The sequence below is a fragment of the Mucilaginibacter kameinonensis genome, from assembly GCF_003675385.1.
GTDB lineage: Bacteria > Bacteroidota > Bacteroidia > Sphingobacteriales > Sphingobacteriaceae > Mucilaginibacter > Mucilaginibacter kameinonensis.
Genome location: NZ_RCWZ01000003.1, coordinates 366,079 through 381,238 on the forward strand (window position 1 = coordinate 366,079; position 15,160 = coordinate 381,238).

General features: G+C 41.3%; 17 protein-coding genes and 1 tRNA gene. 8 read left to right on the forward strand and 10 right to left on the reverse strand.

Going from position 1 to position 15,160, the window contains the following annotated elements; translation table 11 throughout:
• Positions 1-9: 9 nt before the first annotated feature.
• Together EAH55_RS14755 and EAH55_RS30930 are read right to left on the reverse strand one after the other, a co-directional pair.
• Positions 10-459 (reverse strand): DUF4385 domain-containing protein, encoded by a 450-nt coding sequence (locus EAH55_RS14755; protein WP_208644855.1) that lies wholly within the window; start codon positions 457-459, stop codon positions 10-12.
• Positions 460-537: 78 nt separating this feature from the next.
• Entirely contained in the window at positions 538-681 is a 144-nt protein-coding gene (locus EAH55_RS30930) for a hypothetical protein (RefSeq protein ID WP_162996889.1), read from the reverse strand.
• 95 nt (positions 682-776) lie between these two features.
• Between EAH55_RS30930 and EAH55_RS14760 the strand changes: the two genes are divergently transcribed.
• Both EAH55_RS14760 and EAH55_RS14765 read left to right on the forward strand, forming a co-directional pair.
• Entirely contained in the window at positions 777-1,010 is a 234-nt protein-coding gene (locus tag EAH55_RS14760; RefSeq protein ID WP_121810340.1) for a helix-turn-helix domain-containing protein, read from the forward strand.
• Positions 1,011-1,028: 18 nt separating this feature from the next.
• Complete coding sequence (locus EAH55_RS14765) at positions 1,029-1,403, forward strand: helix-turn-helix domain-containing protein (RefSeq protein ID WP_121810341.1); 375 nt, start codon at positions 1,029-1,031, stop codon at positions 1,401-1,403.
• A gap of 488 nt (positions 1,404-1,891) precedes the next feature.
• Here the strand turns inward: EAH55_RS14765 and EAH55_RS14770 are convergent, their stop codons facing one another.
• The 3 genes from EAH55_RS14770 to EAH55_RS14780 are packed head-to-tail and all read right to left on the reverse strand — an operon-like array spanning position 1,892 to position 5,892.
• The gene (locus tag EAH55_RS14770) at positions 1,892-4,279 is read right to left on the reverse strand and encodes a phosphoketolase family protein (protein WP_121810342.1); all 2,388 of its coding nucleotides are present in this window, start codon (positions 4,277-4,279) and stop codon (positions 1,892-1,894) included.
• A 3-nt stretch (positions 4,280-4,282) separates the two neighbouring features.
• The gene (locus tag EAH55_RS14775) at positions 4,283-5,470 is read right to left on the reverse strand and encodes an acetate/propionate family kinase (protein ID WP_121810343.1); all 1,188 of its coding nucleotides are present in this window, start codon (positions 5,468-5,470) and stop codon (positions 4,283-4,285) included.
• A complete protein-coding gene (locus EAH55_RS14780; protein ID WP_121810344.1) occupies positions 5,461-5,892 on the reverse strand; it encodes a hypothetical protein in 432 nt (143 codons plus the stop codon). The genes EAH55_RS14775 and EAH55_RS14780 overlap by 10 nt, the downstream gene beginning before the upstream one ends.
• Before the next feature lie 698 nt (positions 5,893-6,590).
• On the opposite strand from EAH55_RS14780, the gene EAH55_RS14785 reads away from it, so the two are divergent.
• Both EAH55_RS14785 and EAH55_RS14795 read left to right on the forward strand, forming a co-directional pair.
• On the forward strand, positions 6,591-7,106 hold the full coding sequence (locus EAH55_RS14785) for a DUF892 family protein (protein WP_121810345.1): 516 nt from the start codon (positions 6,591-6,593) through the stop codon (positions 7,104-7,106).
• Between the two features lie 1,184 nt (positions 7,107-8,290).
• Positions 8,291-9,862 (forward strand): recombinase family protein, encoded by a 1,572-nt coding sequence (locus EAH55_RS14795; RefSeq protein WP_121810909.1) that lies wholly within the window; start codon positions 8,291-8,293, stop codon positions 9,860-9,862.
• Here EAH55_RS14795 and EAH55_RS14800 read toward each other — a convergent pair.
• The 5 genes from EAH55_RS14800 to EAH55_RS14820 all read right to left on the reverse strand — a co-directional run bounded on the left by EAH55_RS14800 (position 9,816) and on the right by EAH55_RS14820 (position 12,897).
• Positions 9,816-9,895, reverse strand: a tRNA-Leu gene (locus EAH55_RS14800). The genes EAH55_RS14795 and EAH55_RS14800 overlap by 47 nt on opposite strands.
• A 20-nt stretch (positions 9,896-9,915) precedes the next feature.
• On the reverse strand, positions 9,916-10,440 hold the full coding sequence (gene hscB, locus EAH55_RS14805) for a Fe-S protein assembly co-chaperone HscB (protein ID WP_121810346.1): 525 nt from the start codon (positions 10,438-10,440) through the stop codon (positions 9,916-9,918).
• A 68-nt stretch (positions 10,441-10,508) separates the two neighbouring features.
• The gene (locus EAH55_RS14810; protein WP_121810347.1) at positions 10,509-10,697 is read right to left on the reverse strand and encodes a hypothetical protein; all 189 of its coding nucleotides are present in this window, start codon (positions 10,695-10,697) and stop codon (positions 10,509-10,511) included.
• Between the two features lie 101 nt (positions 10,698-10,798).
• On the reverse strand, positions 10,799-11,182 hold the full coding sequence (locus tag EAH55_RS14815; RefSeq protein WP_121810348.1) for a hypothetical protein: 384 nt from the start codon (positions 11,180-11,182) through the stop codon (positions 10,799-10,801).
• An 83-nt stretch (positions 11,183-11,265) separates the two neighbouring features.
• On the reverse strand, positions 11,266-12,897 hold the full coding sequence (locus EAH55_RS14820; RefSeq protein WP_121810349.1) for a carboxylesterase/lipase family protein: 1,632 nt from the start codon (positions 12,895-12,897) through the stop codon (positions 11,266-11,268).
• A gap of 145 nt (positions 12,898-13,042) precedes the next feature.
• Here EAH55_RS14820 and EAH55_RS14825 point away from each other — a divergent pair, with 145 nt between their 5' ends.
• The 4 genes from EAH55_RS14825 to EAH55_RS14840 all read left to right on the forward strand — a co-directional run bounded on the left by EAH55_RS14825 (position 13,043) and on the right by EAH55_RS14840 (position 15,125).
• On the forward strand, positions 13,043-13,792 hold the full coding sequence (locus tag EAH55_RS14825; RefSeq protein WP_121810350.1) for an NUDIX hydrolase: 750 nt from the start codon (positions 13,043-13,045) through the stop codon (positions 13,790-13,792).
• A 136-nt stretch (positions 13,793-13,928) separates the two neighbouring features.
• Positions 13,929-14,366, forward strand: a complete 438-nt coding sequence (locus EAH55_RS14830; protein ID WP_114938136.1) for a VOC family protein — start codon at positions 13,929-13,931, stop codon at positions 14,364-14,366.
• An 89-nt stretch (positions 14,367-14,455) separates the two neighbouring features.
• Positions 14,456-14,677 (forward strand): hypothetical protein, encoded by a 222-nt coding sequence (locus tag EAH55_RS14835; RefSeq protein ID WP_208644856.1) that lies wholly within the window; start codon positions 14,456-14,458, stop codon positions 14,675-14,677.
• 64 nt (positions 14,678-14,741) lie between these two features.
• On the forward strand, positions 14,742-15,125 hold the full coding sequence (locus EAH55_RS14840) for a VOC family protein (protein ID WP_121810351.1): 384 nt from the start codon (positions 14,742-14,744) through the stop codon (positions 15,123-15,125).
• The last annotated feature ends 35 nt before the right edge of the window (positions 15,126-15,160 follow it).

The following is a 15,160-nucleotide window of genomic DNA, read 5'->3' on the forward strand; positions in this document are numbered from 1 at the left end:
AATCTTGTTTCATAGCGGCGTAACCTCATTAGCCTCCGCTGCTTTCCATCTGGCATAAAATACTTGAGCTGCCTCCGCCTTTTCGGGATCACCGATGCCGCGCTCCAGCAAGGCGTAGTCCCGTTGCCCGTCGTATTTCCTGCCGCCCTTATAATTCGCGTAACGACGAGCACGTGTGTAACCCATCTGCAAATATTTGCGCGCCATATCTGCACCAACAAAATCACCGGAGGCTAAATATTTATTAAACAAATTAAATATCCGCTCACTGCTTTCCCCGGCGATCGGTTTTGTTTTAAAACGCCAATAATGCCCGATCTCGCTTTTGTAAGGTTCGCAGATCAACACGCCCTGTTCACCTTTACCTACCTGATAGCGTTCAGGGTATTTCCTGTAATCAATATCCGGCTTCCAGGGATACTTATCTGGGTCAAAATTCAGGTAGCTGGGGTGTTGCATCGATAAAACAACAAGGGAACCCGGCTAATGTTATGCCTGTTTTAAAAACAATCAAAACCAATGACAACCATCGAACGATCACCGGTGTCCGTCATCATAAATAGCCAGCCTCGCTATGCCCCACACTTCTCTTGATGTTAAGCCGGTAGCTTTTGTCTTCTCATTCTTAATGCTCCTAATTATTTCAAACGAACAGGTCTTCCAATCGTATGATGACATCATTATTTGATATCCTTTGCTCACCTTTACAGAAATATTTATCTTTATTCACAATCTAAGGTTGTAAATGTATTTTTGCAGCGTATAAAGACGCACTTATGGATGAAAAAGCAAAAGCCAGGACACATCGGGAACTATTCGGACGAAAGATTGCGCTTGAGCGGAAATATCGTGCCTTAAGTTTGGAACAATTGTCGGAACGCACAGCTATTGATATTGCCTTACTGACAGGTATTGAGGATAGCACTATCGATTTTTCCATAGAATATCTGTTTATCTTATTTGAGGTGCTTGAGATTGATGCACGAGATTTTTTCTCTGATTTTGGATAGCGCCAATTTACGTGATGAGTGCGCTATTATATCAAGTTCTTTGTTGTATTTTGCTTTACGAACAGTAATATTGACAAATTTGAAGCTTTACTAAACGAGTACTTTCGTTGCGATAAACCACACATCATCGGCCTTGCTGCAGTTAATTACAGTGCCGATCAACTGCATCTGTCACCCAATTATTTTGGTGATGTGGTCAAAAAGGAAACATGCAAATCACCCTTTAAATATATCAGCCTCAAGGTAATGGATATTGCCAAGGAACGCGTGCTGGATACCAGCCGTTCTATTAGCGAAGTTGCTCGCGAGCTTGGTTTTAAATATCTAATCATTTTACCAGGGCATTCAAAAAGCACTGGATATATGCCGGTAGAATATAGGTCTTTGAGTTAGTTTTAATAATTTTCACATTCCATCCAGAAATTTATTGTGGTTTGAGTATCAGAAAATTTTAGATGTCAAAGTAGCAAAGGAGTAACAAACAGCTTTTGGTTTAGATATTCTTAAAAACGACATAGAGCTCGAACCCAAAATGTACTTTATTAGGCTGGAAATATATGTTTATTTAACGGCCGAAATTAAAAGTGGCCGTACTTATACCGTGCGACCATCTTTTATCTTGAGTTCCCCTAATTGTTCATAATTCGAACCACTTCATTGATCAAATGCGCGTTTTACGCGAATTAGAACACTTTTAACGATCCCCGACTGTGCGGTTTTCGAACCGCACAGTTTATGATTCGAGTTATGTTCGGGCTAAACATCCGGGAAAATTCGACCCGTTCGCTCGCGTAATGAGCTGCGACACAGCTGTTAATCACCTTGAGGGTTACCATTTAATGCTTATTAAATAGATATCGAATATATCATTAATAACTTCTTCAGTCTGCCCACTTCCAGTTCGTTATTTCTGGCATATCCTGCCCATGGGCATTTATGTACTGTCTGTGTTCAACTAACTTATCCTGCAGTTTTTGTTTCAAGTAAGTTCCTTTACTGCCGGTTTGTGGCAGCCGGTCTATCACATCTATAACCAGGTGAAACCTGTCCATTTCATTCAAAACAGTCATATCAAAAGATGTTGTTATAGTCCCCTCTTCCTTATAGCCGCGCACATGAATACTAGGATTATTAGTTCGGTTGTAAGTTAAGCGGTGTATTAACCAGGGGTAACCATGGAAGGCGAAAATAACCGGCTTGTCCGTGGTAAAAAGCTCATTAAAATCATGATCGTTCAAACCGTGCGGATGCTCTGACTGCCTTTCCAATTTTAAAAGGTCAACCACATTTACTACCCTTACCTTTATTTGGGGCAAATGTTCTTTAAGTATAGATACTGCTGCCAGCGTCTCCAATGTAGGGACATCGCCACTACATGCCATTACAACATCGGGATCACAATCCTGGTCATTACTGGCCCAGTCCCAAATACTTATACCCCGCGTACAATGATCAACAGCTTCGTCCATATCAAGCCACTGTGGCGATGGATGCTTACCGGCAATAACCACGTTTACATAATGATAACTGCGTAGACAATGATCCATAACAGAAAGCAGGCAATTGGCGTCGGGCGGAAGATATACCCGTACTATTTCCGATTTTTTATTGACTACATGATCAATAAAGCCGGGGTCCTGGTGGGTAAAACCGTTATGGTCCTGGCGCCACACTGTTGAGGTAAGCAGAATGTTCAATGATGCTATTTTTGTTCTCCATGGAATTTCCCGCGTAGTTTTTAACCATTTGGCATGTTGGTTAAACATCGAATCTACAATATGGATAAATGCTTCGTAACAGTTAAAAACGCCATGCCTGCCTGTAAGCAGGTAACCTTCCAGCCAGCCTTCGCACTGATGTTCACTTAGCATCTCCATGACGCGGCCCATCGGGGCAAGGTATTCGTCATTATCCTTAATTTCAGTATTCCATTGACGGTTGGTGGTTTCAAAAACAGCATCCAGCCTGTTTGATATCGTTTCATCAGGGCCGAAGATCCGGAAATTAGCAGGATTCTGTTTAATTACATCGCGCAGGAAACGCCCTGCTACATGAACATCACCTTCGCCATTTACCCCCGGTTCAGGAACAGCTATCGCATAAGTCATAAATCCCGGCATGCGCAAGGGTTTCAGTAATAAACCACCGTTGGTATGGGGATTGGAGCCCATCCTGCTGTCGCCTTTAGGGGCAAGGTCAGCCAGTTCTGGTATCAACCTGCCACTTTCATCAAACAACTCTTCAGGCTTATAGCTCTTCATCCATTTTTCCAATAATTGAAGATGGCTTTCAGGATCTGCAGCTGAAACCGACAACGGGATTTGGTGCGACCTGAATGTACCTTCTATCTTATGCCCGTCAACTTCCTTCGGCCCCGTCCATCCTTTTGGCGATCTTAGTATGATCATTGGCCATTTAGAGTGTACGCTGTTTGGGTGCTCATAGGCATTGTATTTTATCTGTTTAAGCAGGTGCATGGCCTGCTCCAATGCTGCCGCCATAGCCTGGTGCATTAGTTCCGGTTCAGAGCCCTCTACAAAGATGGGCACATAACCATACCCCCGAAACAACTGCTCAAGTTCTTCGCCCGAAATCCGGGCTAAAATTGTTGGGTTGGAGATTTTATACCCATTAAGATGCAGGATGGGCAAAACAGCACCATCTGCCAGCGGGTTCAGAAATTTATTGGAATGCCACGCGGTAGCTAACGGACCGGTCTCAGCCTCACCATCACCCACAACGCAGGCCACTATCAAGTTGGGATTGTCAAGTACCGCTCCAAAAGCATGACTAAGTGAATATCCCAGTTCGCCGCCCTCATGTATAGAACCCGGGGTTTGGGGAGATGCATGGCTGGATATACCGCCCGGGTACGAAAATTGCGTAAAAAGCATCTTCATACCCTCTTCGTCCTGGGTAATTTCCGGATAAACCTCGCTGTAGGTTCCTTCCAGGTATGTCCCGGCAACTACAGCCGGACCACCATGCCCTGGGCCGGAAATATACAGCATGTTAAGATCATACTTTTGGATGATATTGTTGAGGTGGGTATAAATAAAATTTTGCCCGGGTGTTGTACCCCAGTGTCCCAGTTGCATGTTTTTAACATGTGTTAATTTCAGGGGTTCTTTTAACAACGGGTTGTCGCGAAGGTAAAGCTGACCAACCGAAAGGTAATTAGCTGCGCGCCAATAGGCATTAATTTTATTTAACATCTCCGCAGTAAGCGGGGTTTGCTCTTCTATGATGATATCTTCGGTAACATTCATGTTTTATGATTCTAGTAGTTGTTTATGAACAAGCATTTTACTTACGATCTGTGCTATCATTAATTCTTCGTTGGTGGGTAGTACCATTACCATAACCCTGCTTTCATTTACAGAGATCAGGGACGCATTTTCATTATTTTGCGAAGCATCCAGGCTTATGCCCAAAAACTCGAGGCCCTCACAGACCCTCGCTCTTATTTCGGGTGAGTTTTCGCCTATACCGCCCGAAAACACAAGGATATCTACACCGCCTAAAACAGCGGCATAAGCACCAATCCATTTTTTTACCTGGTAACAAAATAATGCTACAGCCTCTGCCGAGCGAATATCTGTATGTTGCTGCGTTAATAGGTTGTTCATGTCGCCGGTTGTCTGCGAGATGCCCAGCATTCCCGATTCGTGATTAATAAGATGATTGAACTTTTCGGCCGAAAGGTTTTCGGTTTGGATCATGAGCCAGGCCACTCCAGGATCCAGATCGCCCGAACGTGTGGCCATTGGCAAACCGCCCGCAGGGGTGAAACCCATACTGGTATCCATACTTTTCCCATTATAAACAGCAGTAACACTGGCGCCATTACCCAAGTGGGCAAGGATTATGCGAACCATAAGCGCCTGTTTACCAACCCGGTTTTCCAGTTCCCGCATTAAATAGCTGTAAGACAGGCCATGGAATCCGTAACGACGGATGCCGCGCTGATCAAAACGGCGTGGTACAGGCAGGAGTTGGGCCACACGCGGCATTCCGGCATGAAAATCTGTGTCAAAGCAGGCGTATTGTGGTATGCGCGGGTGATACTTTTGGAATGCTTCTATCAGTGCGATCTCAACAGGTAAATGATCGGGATCATAAGGAATAATAAGTTTGAGCTCATCCAGCAGTTCAGCACTTATCAGCGTAGGTTTGGTGTGCGCCATACCCTGCACTACACGGTGCCCGATGGCATTTATTTCGCTGAAATTGATCTGTTTTTCGAGCCAGCTTACCAGGAAACTTATTGCCGAAACATAATCCGTTGATTTTGATTCGGTATTCGCACTGTGATTTGTTTTAAAATTGGTATAGCTAAGCATTGAACCGGACAATCCAATCCTGCTTATTTGGCCCCCGAATGTTTTTTCGGGGTTGGCTTCCTCTTCGTATAGCCCGAATTTGATGCTGGATGAACCAGCGTTGATCGTTAAAACCATAAAGGCACATATTGGGGTATAATAATCTCACCCTCACCTCTTTCAGTTCTTTTCTCATTTTCGATCTTATCATACACAAGATTAATATGTAGATCTTCATAATGGTCGCGGCGGTACTGTAATAATGTTTCTTCGCCGGCGGCCCCTTCATTTATAAGCTTATCAATATAATTTAGCGCACCTGCTTTGGCCATTTCCATTGCTTTAGAACGGGTAGCGTATCCATAAAATAATGGATCGTTAACAGGCAGGACATATGGTATACCGGCAATAGTGCCAAGTACTTCCGTTGTATCGCCGATGAGCCAGTTCTCTTTTACGGGCCTAAGTTTAAGCATTTGAAGATTGTTGGTAGAAATTTCAGTGACTACCGTGTCGTTCTTAAACACGCGAAAATAACGGGTGTAATTGTTCTTAACCATTATGAATAATTTGAATAACTGTCAGAAAAGGAAATTACCTTAGCAGAGAATGGTAATTGAATTGTTTAAAATAGAAACAGACGAGCCCGATTTAATTCCGTTCCCAAGCTGTTATAGATTAACAAGACTTTCAGAATAATGCCTTGTTTTAAATGGTACTAAAGCTAAAACCAACTGACATACAAATTGTTTTGTTTTTAGGAAGTTAATACCTGTAAGTTAAAATACAGGTTTGGGTGATCAAAAAAACGCAAATTTTATTTTACCCATGATAGCTGATTTACTCTATTAGAGAAAGAATTATTTTTCATCTTTAAAACACATGTGCTATCCGCTTAAAGTAGAAACCTGCAGGTTCACAGCAGTAACTTGATAAGTCTAAGCCTATCGGTATATACCAGTCAAGATATCAAACGGTATTACAAAAAAGGCCAACGCATTCGTAATCAGAAAATACCTTTTAAGCTTTGGTTTATCAATGCACCGTGTAATATCGACGTTGACCGTTCATCAATCGGATTGGCGCTATGAAGCTGTCTCGTAACCCGCTTACCTTCAGTTTGTAAAACAAAAATATTTTAGATCATCTAAAACTTTTTTGATCTGAAACGTATTGATAAAAGACAGCTTGTCAATCACCTATATTTGTTTTTCCGTTGCTTTTTTATTGGCTGCCTATATTCACCAAATTGATTGCAATGGAAAATCTCGACAAAAAGCTATCATTAAGACAAACAAGGTTAACTGCATCACAAACAAAAAGTTTATTTATAACTATTCTGTCTGACATTCACAGTTCTAAATTGGCTCTTATCGAAAGTCTTCCTTTTTTTTCTTCTATGGCTTTTGCTAAAGACGTGAAGTTGCTCATGCTTGAATCTGCTACCATAATCAACGGACAAATCATCCGGGTGTGTTTGGCGAAGACATTATTGGGCTTAAGCTTCTCTGGTAAGCCGCCTATGTTAAATGGTTGTCTAAACCTAAAAGAGTTTCTTAAAGAGCACGTGAACGCCAAATGTCCTGAAACGGATGCTATAATCCTGGCGCATCTGATTATCGCGGAGGGAATAGAAATCGACTCTTTTAAAATCCTCACGGGGCTTTCAAAATCAATTAAACCGAAGGATATCTCAAGATTAATTGCACTATGTTATAAGGAAGCGAAACATAGCAAAAACTCCTTGCAAGCAATGCTTGAATTCTACAGTTGACCAATAAAGAGCAATGACAATACGACGGAAAAACCTGCATTATGAAATGATTTTAGTGGAGTTTCACAAATCCTCTGATGCTTTTATTACTCAGCGAAATTCGAACGACGTTTACATCAAATGTACATTCTGAACGTTTTAAGGCATTTTGGATCCTCAGACTGGACTCGAATCGGTATTAAGTTATGCATTCAATTTTTCTCGGGAGACGCAGCTTAGGTTCATCATCGAAGAATAATTATTCAATTGCCTTGTCGGGCCGCTGAACAAATTGATTCTGCTAAAGGATATGATTTAAATAGTTTGAAATGTACAGGAGTTTTAATACCTTTAAAAAGCAATCGATAATGGCCGTTTTGTGTTTATTGAGTAAATCATTGAGCAAGTTCAAAACACCTCTATAAAATATTGATAATCAAAGGCTTCAACACTCAGTTCGATTCCCGCTCTGAAAATACAATTTCACCTTTGTAAATAACGATCAAAAAGAGTGTACTAATTTCAAAATACACCTACAAACCTAACAATCAAACTGTTAGACAAACACCCCAGTAACCTCAGTCAATATCTACTCATAGTCTCACCCTGCAGTGGCTCATGTAGGATGACCCAAAGGACTATATCGTAGGAAAATCCAATATAGTTCAACCCTTGTTTCGCCGGGCTTCCAGACCTGCAATCAAAGTTCACTGAACATTGAAGTTTACTCTTATAGTTTCAGCTGCTTCTTTTGTATAAGTAAGATAGAGTAAAAATTCAAAGCAATAAAATACTGATTATTCAGGATTGGTCAGTTGTAATTATTTATCAGATATAATGATCCTCTATGTCATTTTTGTATTAATTACTATGCCCTTCACAGGTCTAAGCTGGTTAAAATAAATGAAATGAGTTTTACTTAGGGACTAATTCTCCATCTTACAAACGATATTGTTGCGTTGAGATAAATCCATCTTCTGATTTGATGATTAAATGTTGTAATAACCAATGTCAAAAAATGATTACCAACTAGTAAGAAAACAAAAAATCACTCCAGAAACAGCCGTGAATTTGCTTAAATCCTACGGCACAGTAATAACGCTCGATGAGGCTCGAATCATTTTGGTTATCATGTACAAATTCGCTAAATTGTCAATAGAACAGCAAAAAAAGCTGATAACCGGCAATAAGGGAGATTTAGAGATATGAAAACAGCGATTCTGTATATACGCGTTAGTACTGATGAACAGGCCGACAAAGGTTTTTCACAAAGGGACCAAGATGAGCGACTTAGGCAATATTGCGAACGTAATAATATAATAGTCGGACAAGTTATTTTTGAAGACCATTCTGCCAAAACATTTGATCGACCCGCCTGGAATAAAATGCTGTCCAATCTCAAGCAAACTAAAGGCAAAGCACATGACAAATTGATATTTACCAAATGGGACCGCTTTAGCCGGAACACAGCAGACGCTTATGGAATGATTAGCGTATTGATGAAATTGGGATTACAACCCGTTGCAATCGAACAACCCCTCGATCTCTCCATCCCAGAAAGCAAGATCATGCTTGCAGTTTATCTTTCAATGCCCGAAGTAGAAAATGACAGAAGAGCGTTAAATGTCAAATATGGCATGAGACGAGGAAAAAAAGAAGGACGTTGGATGGGCAGGGCGTTGCCTGGTTATATCAATAAAACAAGGGAAAACGGGACAAAATATATCGCATTCAACGAACCAGAATCTGCCCACATGAAATGGGCATTTGAACAAATTGCCGAGAACATCTTCGCTATTGAGAACATATGGGCCATGGCGCGACGTCGAGGGTTGAAGTGTTCCAGAAATAGTTTCTGGGAGGCGATAAGAAATCCATGTTACTGTGGCAAAGTCATAGTTCCCGCATTTAATGATGAACCTATGACTATAGTACAAGGTGTACACGAGGCATTAATTTCCGAAACTCTGTACCACGAGGTCCAGGATGTTTTAACTGGCCGGAAAAGAGATTTGGCCATCAAAGCGGTTTGTCCGAAAAATTTACCATTACGAGGCTTTCTGTTATGTCCTGAATGCTCCCGTACACTGACAGGCAGCGCGTCAAAAGGCCGGACGGGATACTATTATTACTACCATTGTAAAGCGCCTTGTAAAGTCAGACTTAAGGCCGAAGAAGTAAATACATCATTAGAGCATGAATTAATGAAATTCGTGCCCAAACCAGGGGTAGCCGAATTATACACTGCGATTGTTCGCGGCGAATACGGCGATACCCAGGCAATCTATATTGCTGAACGAAAAAAAATTATAGAGCAGATTACCGAACAAAACCATCGGATGACGAGGCTGCGAGAAATGCTGTTGTCGGATACAATTGATAGTGCCGATTACAAATTGATGAAAACAGAGTGCGAAACTAAGACATCGTCGTTAGAAGCTGACCTTGCTGATTTATCAAGTTTCTATGAAGCGGATATCGATATTGAAAACCTAATAGAGAATGCGGTAAATAAATTAAAGGATCTCATTTATTTATATCGGTCAGCTGATATAAAAGGTAAACAATTTATAATTGGTTCGATCTTCTCAAAAAAATGGCGTTTTTCAGAAATGAAAGGTCGAACCGCCGAAGTAAACGAAGCAGCAGCACTTATCTACCACATTAACAACACATTACAACAAAAAAAAACCGGAGTAAAAACGAATTATCGTGATTACTCCGGCAAAGTACCCAGAGCCGGAGTCGAACCGGCACGGTTTCCCACAGGTGTTTGAGACCAGCGCGTCTACCAATTCCGCCATCTGGGCATTTTTGTAAGTGTATTCCCTTACAAGCGGGCTGCAAATGTAGATAAACTCTCCTTAATTCGCAACAAATATTTTTGTTTATAGTAAATATTTGCAATTTCTATCAGACGGCTTTCTTTGGCCGTATCATCCAATTGCTCATAGTCACTGGTCAGCTTTGCTAACTCTTCATTCATATCCCCTTCAATAGCAAGTGTTTCTGAAGTTATTGATGCTAACTCTTTCGCATCTTCCACTTCCATAAGACGTTCGTTGATGTCCATCATTTCCATTAAAAAATCTGCAGGTAATTGTGGCTTTGCCTTTTCAGATACCAGGTCGTGCAGCTTTAAAATGTATTCTAAACGCTTAGCCGGGTCGCCAAGTGCGTGGTAAGCTTTGTTATTTATGGTAGATAATTCCAGGATCTCCTGTTGTTTTGCTTCGTCCTCATTTGCATAAAAATCGGGATGATATAGCTTGCTTAGCTCATAAAACTTTTTCTTCAGCAAAGCCTGGTCAACCTTAAAAGATTCCGGGATGCCGTAAAATTCAAAATAGTTCATAGCGGCAAAGATAACTATTAACAAATTATCTGTACCGCTATGAATTTCATGTTAAGGTAAGTTATCGGCTATTCATCGGGGCTTTGAGGTTCGCTTTCGTTGTTTTCCTTTATTATCGTTTTAGAATATTCGTCAGCAAACAGTTTTCTGTCTTTAGTTAAAGTGGGGGCTACTCCCAATATACCTATACCGGCAACCGCCAATATCATAAATACAATAAGCCCACAAAGCCTTATGAGCTTTTTAATTTTTTTCATTTTGATAGCATAATAAATAACAGGCGCAGTCCTTATAAAGGCTAATACCCTGAATAATTAATAAGGAAAGAGACTACCGTTTGGTAATCAGTAAGGAAGGACTATCCTATAAAAGAATGACCGTCATCAGCGCTGGAATGGTAAGTTCTGATGAAAAAAAGGGTTTTGACTGGCTTATTTGACATGAACAGTATAAATAACTGTTTAATGTCAATATCTATTTCCCTGCTATGCAAAAGACTTAAAGATTGCAGGTTGCTAAATTGGGAGTGTAATTGACTATCTCTGCGGGCTACTTTTAAAGCAGCTTTGTATGAAATTGATCTGGAGCTCTGGTTTCGTGAAACAGCAACCAAGGTCGTATCTGCTTTATTAAACCGGTTAGCTATTTGAATGTTAAGCCCCGAAAAGGTAAAAAAGCCGAGTATTAAAATGGCCGTCAACAACCATTTAGATAAGAAGCTTTTTACCGGGTTAAATTTCATTCAATAAAGATAGCGATATCGCCGCACAAAAAAGGCCCCTGCGAAAAATCACAGGAGCCAGCCCATACATCTGAAAAAAAATCTTATTTCATGTAATCTTTATCCAAAAACAAATAGCGTGCACGGTTGACTTCCGGCTTCTCTTCGCTCTTTACATCAATGTTCATGAATTTAACATTGTTATTATCAGTAATAGCCGACCATTTAGGTAATCCTGCACCATTAGGGTTTGCCTTTTTAATAAAGTTGGCAAAATAGTTTTCCATGGTTTCAGATACCTTAAAATCATCAGGAGTCCATGCGTAAGTTTTATTACCAGCAAGGTTGCCCATGGCGTACTCAATTTCCGAAGCGTGCGCGGCCCCAACAGCCGGCGGCATTTTAGGAGCAGGTTTTGCGGCATCGCCTTTAACTACACCACCTGCAAGCCCGGGAGTTGCGTTACCCATTGAGGCTACCATGGCGGGGCGTACACGTGAAAACAGGTAACGGTAAACAGGTTTCCCTCCTGTTTGCACCTGCAGATCAGCCCATTTCCAGGTGCTGTATACAATAAAACGATCGCTTGACAAATCGGTTGCCACTTTAACTACTTCCTCATCATTAGCTGCCGGATATAGTTTCAATGCTTCCTCTGCCCTATCTCCGTATAGTTGCTTCAATGTTTTAGTATAATTTTCAAGTGTTGGCGCATCGCCGCGCATCATAAATTGAAATGGCACTTCGGCCGAATTCCAGCCTACCAATAAAGGCACTTTGGCCTGCTCGCCGGCCATAAATATTTCGGGCAGCGATTTTGGTAGCAGGTAATTATCAATAGTGGCCGACATTGGCGGAGTTCCCGGCTTAAAGGCATCATTTAACAATTGCTCGGCAGGTATAGCTCTTAAATCGGCCAGTGTATTGGCTTTTTCATTTGCGGCAAACTTTACACCGTTCTGCTCGGCATCAGCCAACGGGATAGGGAAAAGTGTTGGTTTAATGCCTGCGCCACTTTCGCCAATAGCACCGGCAATCAGGTCTTTTGATAAGGGTGAAGCCATTTGCACCGACACGGAAATTGATCCTGCAGATTCGCCTGCTATGGTAACCCGTGTAGGATCGCCCCCAAAGGCCGCGATATTTTTTTGTACCCAAAGTAAAGCCTGGTGCTGGTCAAGGTAGCCATAATTACCCGACGAGTGATTTGGCGATTCTTTAGTTAATTCGGGATGCGAAAAGAAACCGAAAACACCAAGCCTGTAATTTACAGTTAAAGCAACAATTCCTTTTTTTGCCATGCTCTCGCCGTCATAACGCGACTCTGATCCATCACCGGCCATTAATCCACCACCATAAAAATAAACCAGCACAGGCAGCTTTTCTTTAGATGATTTTGCAGGTGTCCATACGTTAAGATATAAACAATCTTCACTCATACCTGACGTCCGGAACCCCATATCGCCAAAAATTGGCTTTTGCATAGGGTTATGGCCAAAATGGTCGGCTTTTAATGTGCCTTCCCAGTTTTTTACAGGTTGAGGTTCTTTCCAGCGTAAATCGCCAACAGGAGGCTGCGCGAATGGGATCCCTTTAAAACTTAACACGTTCGATGCTTCGCGGGTACCTTCAAGCGCCCCATTCTCAACGGCTGTTTTGTTTGCAGATAACTGCGCCATTACCCTCACCGAGGCAACCTGCGCAAGCAACAGCATTAATAAAATTGGTTTCTTCATTATTGGTTATTTGGTTTGTAGCGTGCGGATAACGGACAACAAGAACCAGAATCCTTATTGTAACACAATGATACAATAATAAATTATTTAATCTCACATTTCAAATTTTTTTGTTACTTGTGCAATTATTTTTTTTCAGGACTGCATGAATAAAGAGTTTGAACAACAGGAAAGTAATATCAGTGGCGAAGGTTTTTTACCCGGTTTGGCTATTGATACCGTTATATTTGGGTTTCATGATAACCAGTTAAAGGTATTGCTGCTGTCATACAAAAACTCTTCATTATATGCCCTGCCCGGCGGTTTTATTCATGACAATGAGGATGTAAACCAGGCAGCGCGCAGGGTATTAGAAAGCCGCACGGCTTTAACCAACATTTACCTGGAACAATTTTATGTATTTGGCGATTACAGCCGTTATGACCCTACCCCGCTTAAAGCCATTATGCATGCCAGGGGCTACACCGCGCCCGATAACCACTGGTTACTGAAACGTTTTGTATCAATCGGCTATTACGCGCTGGTTGATTTTACTAAAGCCGTACCAACTCCTGATGATATATCTGACAGTTGTGATTGGTATAGCCTTGATGATTTGCCGGTTTTGATGCAGGACCATCGGCAAATTATTGAAAAAGCCCTGCAAACACTGCAAAACAACCTCGACCAGAAACTGATAGGCTTTAACCTGCTTACAGACGAATTTACTATGGGCGATCTGCAATCACTTTATGAAACTATCCTCAATAAAAAACTACTCCGGGCGGCATTTCAGCGTAAAATGCTAAGCCTTGGTATTTTGGAGCGGATAGCCAAAAAGTGGACCGGCGGGGCTCATAAAGCCCCTTACCTGTACAGGTTTATATCAAACAATGTTACGGCAGACACCTTTTAATACTGCAACTTCACTGAAGTTACATGTCGCAATTTACCCCTTAATATGTCTTAATAGCGCCCTCCTATATTAAGTTACAAGACGTAACTTTACTATACAAAATCACTCAATTATAAAACAAAAACAATCAAGCAACATGTTAGTCGTAAATCCTTATTTAAACTTTAACGGTAATACCGAAGAGGCGTTTAACTTTTACAAATCAGTTTTTGGAGGCGAGTTTGCCGTGGTTATGCGTTTTAAAGACGGCCCCGAGGCATCAAAACTTGCCGAAAAAGATCAAGACAAGCTTATGCACATTGCACTGCCGCTTGGCCCGGGCAATATGCTTATGGGTACCGATGCCTTAGGTGTTGAAGAAGGCGGCATGGGTTTGGTAACCATGGGTACTAACTTTTCGCTTACCATCAGCTGCGAATCAAAAGAAGAAGCAGACAGGTTTCATGCAGGTTTATCAGCCGGCCAGGAAGGCGGCGGCCCAATGCGCGAAGAATTCTGGGGCGATTACTTTGGTTGGGTTAAAGACAAGTTTGGTGTTAGCTGGATGATCTCATTCAATCCAAACCGTCCGTAATAATTTAATAAATAACGGGAATGGAATAATATTGCCATTCCCGTATTTACCTTTCTTATCTCCATTAAAAGTACACAAAACTAAAACTTATGATGGTAGAAGTTTTTAAAACCAATGTAAATAAACGCCGTCAGGCCAGCAGGCTTTTGGATGCCATTCACAAAGCATTTGGAAACCATAAAGCCAATTTTGACCTGGATGATTGCGACAAGATATTGCGGGTGCAATGCGATAGCGGCACTTTATGCGCAAAATCGCTAATCAACTTTTTGAATGATTTAGGTTGTCGTGCCGAAGTTTTGACAGACTAATCTCCTGTTTCGGCAAACAAAACATTTAAAAGCAAGGTAGTATCGTTAATATAAATCAATTGTTATGTTAGAAGAAAGCAAAGCATTCAGCGGATTTTCGGTAGATGACCCGGCTAAGGCAAAGGCATTTTATGGCGGTGTGCTCGGTTTAAATGTAACTGAAGTACCAGAAATGGAGGGCCTGCTTAATCTTAATATCACCGGCAGCACCCCGATATTAATATATACCAAACCCAATCATACTCCTGCTACTTTTACTATTTTGAATTTCCCGGTTCTTGATGTAGAAAAAACAGTTGATGAACTCAGTGCCCGCGGAGTTAAATTTGAAATTTACGATCAGGAAAATTTTAAGACAAACGAAAAAGGAGTATTTCTTAGCGGCGGCCCAAAAATAGCCTGGTTTAAAGACCCAGCCGGGAACTTCTTATCAGTAATAGAAAAATAACTTCTCATTTACCTGTAAACAGGTATAATTTAATC